Origin of the sequence: Paraburkholderia sp. JHI2823 (genome assembly GCF_038900695.1) — a bacterium.
Lineage (GTDB): Bacteria > Pseudomonadota > Gammaproteobacteria > Burkholderiales > Burkholderiaceae > Paraburkholderia > Paraburkholderia mimosarum.
This window is the reverse complement of sequence record NZ_JAYMRY010000111.1, coordinates 1-3203: the sequence shown is the minus strand read 5'-3', so window position 1 is coordinate 3203 and position 3203 is coordinate 1. Positions and strand designations below refer to the sequence as shown.

4 protein-coding genes and 1 pseudogene are annotated in these 3203 nt (G+C 59.3%); 2 read left to right on the top strand and 3 right to left on the bottom strand.

Going from position 1 to position 3203, the window contains the following annotated elements:
• Nucleotides 1–398: 398 nt before the first annotated feature.
• Nucleotides 399–752 carry a hypothetical protein gene (locus tag VSR34_RS37675; RefSeq protein ID WP_342965147.1) on the bottom strand — a complete coding sequence of 118 codons (354 nt, stop codon included), beginning with the start codon at nucleotides 750–752 and terminating at the stop codon, nucleotides 399–401.
• Nucleotides 753–817: 65 nt separating this feature from the next.
• The gene (locus VSR34_RS37670; protein WP_342965146.1) at nucleotides 818–1072 is read right to left on the bottom strand and encodes a hypothetical protein; all 255 of its coding nucleotides are present in this window, start codon (nucleotides 1070–1072) and stop codon (nucleotides 818–820) included.
• A gap of 125 nt (nucleotides 1073–1197) precedes the next feature.
• Between VSR34_RS37670 and VSR34_RS37665 the strand changes: the two genes are divergently transcribed.
• Nucleotides 1198–2526 (top strand): IS4 family transposase, encoded by a 1329-nt coding sequence (locus VSR34_RS37665; RefSeq protein WP_342965145.1) that lies wholly within the window; start codon nucleotides 1198–1200, stop codon nucleotides 2524–2526.
• A 105-nt stretch (nucleotides 2527–2631) separates the two neighbouring features.
• Here VSR34_RS37665 and VSR34_RS37660 read toward each other — a convergent pair whose 3' ends face one another.
• Entirely contained in the window at nucleotides 2632–3003 is a 372-nt protein-coding gene (locus tag VSR34_RS37660; protein ID WP_342965144.1) for a hypothetical protein, read from the bottom strand.
• Between the two features lie 102 nt (nucleotides 3004–3105).
• On the opposite strand from VSR34_RS37660, the pseudogene VSR34_RS37655 reads away from it, so the two are divergent.
• Nucleotides 3106–3203 (top strand): annotated as a pseudogene (locus VSR34_RS37655) (IS5/IS1182 family transposase); the annotation flags it as partial.

The window sequence follows — 3203 nt, the reverse complement described above, 5'->3', positions numbered from 1 at the left end:
AAAATAAACTCTCGGTGAATGTGTCGGCGCCGCGCATGATCTTCGGGGGCAAGTGGGGGCCTTCTATCAACGCTTCATTGGTCTTCCGCGATGACGTGGCCGCCGGTACTTCAGCAGCCTGTTAAGGTCGTTCTCGAAGTCGGAGATCCAAGCACTTCCGTGGCCGCCATCGTATAAAGCCACTGCCGACTTTCTGCGCAACGCCACGGTCACTTGTCGGCCAATCGGCCCGCTTCGGCCTCCGGTCGGATACTGGTCCTCATCGACCACTTCGAATTCGCTGACGGTGCGACCGTACTTCTGGCATACGGACGCGAAGTCATCTTGTTCCTCCTGCGGGAACTGGGAGAACAGGTGACTAGCCATTGCTACCTCCGTCGCGTTCCGATGTCGATCGCTCAGTCAACGCCCCAGTCGTCCAAGCCGGGATGGACTTCTATGCTCACCCAAGTTCCCTGCGTATCTTGCCCCATCGCGAATACGAAGATTTTGAGCGGTATAGGCGGCGGCGAGATCTGCTCGCGCTCGCGATGGCCGTGCCACATGCACCGGATCTGGTCCGCTGCGGCTGCGGAGATTTTGACCTCTCTTATTGCCTTCGGCGGAGAGTACATACCCAGCGCGACTCCGTAAAGTTCGCTGTGCGCTATCACAGCGACGGACAGCTGCTTCTTCAAATTCTCAATGTCAGGCAGGCCGCTCCAGCGCTCTGAAACAAGTGACGTGAAGTTTAGGGAAACGACCTTGTGCATTCTATTCTCCGCGCGTCGGATCAATCGAAACGTGGGCTCCGCCCCCGGTATCGGTCGTATGTTTTCTACTCGTGATCGGAAATCTGGTGCCTGCGTGCTTCCGTCGCGCGCAGCGCTACTGGCTCGCGCGCAATCCCCCACGCTTCAAGCAGACCATCGAACGAAGGAAGCGCGATGTGCATTTTAGGCGCCGGCAACGCAACACCGGTCGCGCGATACCGCATTCGCTCTTTGGCGCTGGCGCCTGTCCGAACGACGCGCTCAAGCGCACCGCTGCGAACGGCATACTGGATCGCATCAGAAGCGGTGCGCGACTTCATTAGACCCGACGCGGCAATCTCCCCTACCGACGCTAATGCCGTTCAGTTAACCCTGAACGGCATTTCTGTTTGTGCAGCAAGAAGTGGTTGTAAACGGCACGCCAAGCTGTTAACCTGGCGGCGCGATGCTCTCCAGCCACCTGACTTTTCTGCTTGAAGTGCAGCAGCCGGCCGATCTGAGCCGGCTGGCCGAGCATCTGCCGTATGAGTGGATCGAACGGGCGGTTCAGGCCGCAGGGGTAGCCAGCATCCGGCGCCGACGGCTGCCGGCGGAACAGGTGGTATGGCTTGTGATCGCCCTGGCGATGTACCGACACTGGTCGATCAGCGAGGTCCTGGATAACCTGGATTTGGCGCTGCCTGACCACACGGCGCCGTTCGTGAGCAAGAGCGCGGTCGCGCAGGCGCGCCAGCGCATTGGCGAGGCGCCGCTCGCATGGCTGTTTGAACGAACGGCACGCGCCTGGAGCACGCAGGACGCGGCGCACCACGGGTTCAAAGGATTGAGTTTGTGGGCGATGGATGGCACCACGCTGCGCGTCCCCGACAGCCCCGCCAACCGTGAACACTTTGGTGCGCAACGCTATACCAGTGGCAAGGTGGCCAGCTATCCGCAGGTCCGGGCTGTTACGTTGACGGCAATTCCGACGCATCTGGTCGCCGACATTAACTTTGGCTGCTACGACACCAACGAAATGGTGTATGCCAAAAGCCTGCTGCCGCAGGTACCGGACGATTCTCTCACAGTGTTCGACAAGGGGTTTCTCGCCGCTGAGATCCTGTGCGGCCTGACGATGAACGGCCGGAATCGTCACTTTCTGATTCCGGCCAAGTCCAATACTCGCTGGGATGTCATTGCAGGCACCGCTGAGGACGCAACGGTGCGCATGCGTGTCTCCGCGCCGGCACGCAAGAAGTGTCCCGCACTGCCTGAATTCTGGCAGGCGCGGGCGATACGCGTCATCGATGCGCGCGGGCGCGAACGCGTGCTGCTGACTTCACTGAGCGATCGCCGACGCTTCAAGCCGGCCGATATCGTTGCCTGCTACGAGCGCCGCTGGCAAATTGAAACCAGCTACCGTGAGCTCAAACAGTCGATGCTGGGGATGGAGTTGACCCTGCGCAGCCGCACGGTCGAAGGGGTGTATCAGGAAATCTGGGGGGCTTTGATTGCCTACAACCTGATTCGTCGCGAAATCGCCAATGCCGCCTTCGAAGCCAAGCTCGCACCGACGGATATCAGCTTTGTGCGGGCCGTCCACACCATCCAGCACGAGATGATGTGGGCCGCCGTCACACCGGCCTTTGCCAAGCTGCCCGCATGCCTTCAGCGACTGCGGGAACGTCTCAAGGCGTTGCCCATTGAAAAACGACCCGGCCGCGCATGCGACCGGGTCGTCAAATCTCGCCCTCAACGCTATACCGTTCGATACCTGAAAAAGGACCTTAACTGAACGGCATTACCCCTACCGACGCGCTTTCTCGATCGCGAAGCCATGCCAAAAGCGCCTGGGCGTTTGCGTGAGTGCTCATGCTCGACTTTTTCCCGTTTTCCTTGTTCAATCGACGTACTCGAACTCAATCCTAGTGATGACGGTATCCGGCGTACAGCTACGGTGAGAGCCGCAGAAAAACTTAACGAACTCGCTGGGCCGGCGCAGCGACGGATGGTCACCGAAACCTTCCTTCGCGCACTCTTCAAGCCCGTAGTCAACGTCCGCCGTCATCGTCGACAGTGGCTCGGGCCGGACATTGACGACGCGAATCGTTGCCAAAGGCTTCACCTTCTCCCCGGCCTTCAGCCCCATGCCTTTCTCTACGCCACGTAGCATGTCGCCCGCTTTGAGCTTGGCCCAGCCGGTGCGGCGCGTGACCGTCTTCGTGCGATCAAGAATCTGCTGCTGCGTGAGCATGAAGCTGATGTTTCGCATGGCCTATTTTTCGATCATTGGCTGGGGCTCAACGGCAAATCCGCGACGCAAATTTTCCTAGGGCGTGTTCACGCTAATTGTGTTTGATCGTATACTTCAGTGATGGAAATCACCGAAGCCCAATATCAACGGATCGAGCATTGCCTGCCACGACAGCGGGGCAATGTCAGCTTGACGAACCTGCAGGTGCTGAATGCGAT

Excerpts from the sequence above, each read along its gene's own strand:
- VSR34_RS37675 (WP_342965147.1), bottom strand. The coding sequence starts at position 752 with ATGCACAAGGTCGTTTCCCTAAACTTCACGTCACTTGTTTCAGAGCGC.
- VSR34_RS37670 (WP_342965146.1), bottom strand. The coding sequence starts at position 1,072 with ATGAAGTCGCGCACCGCTTCTGATGCGATCCAGTATGCCGTTCGCAGC.
- VSR34_RS37665 (WP_342965145.1), top strand. The coding sequence starts at position 1,198 with ATGCTCTCCAGCCACCTGACTTTTCTGCTTGAAGTGCAGCAGCCGGCC.
- VSR34_RS37660 (WP_342965144.1), bottom strand. The coding sequence starts at position 3,003 with ATGCGAAACATCAGCTTCATGCTCACGCAGCAGCAGATTCTTGATCGC.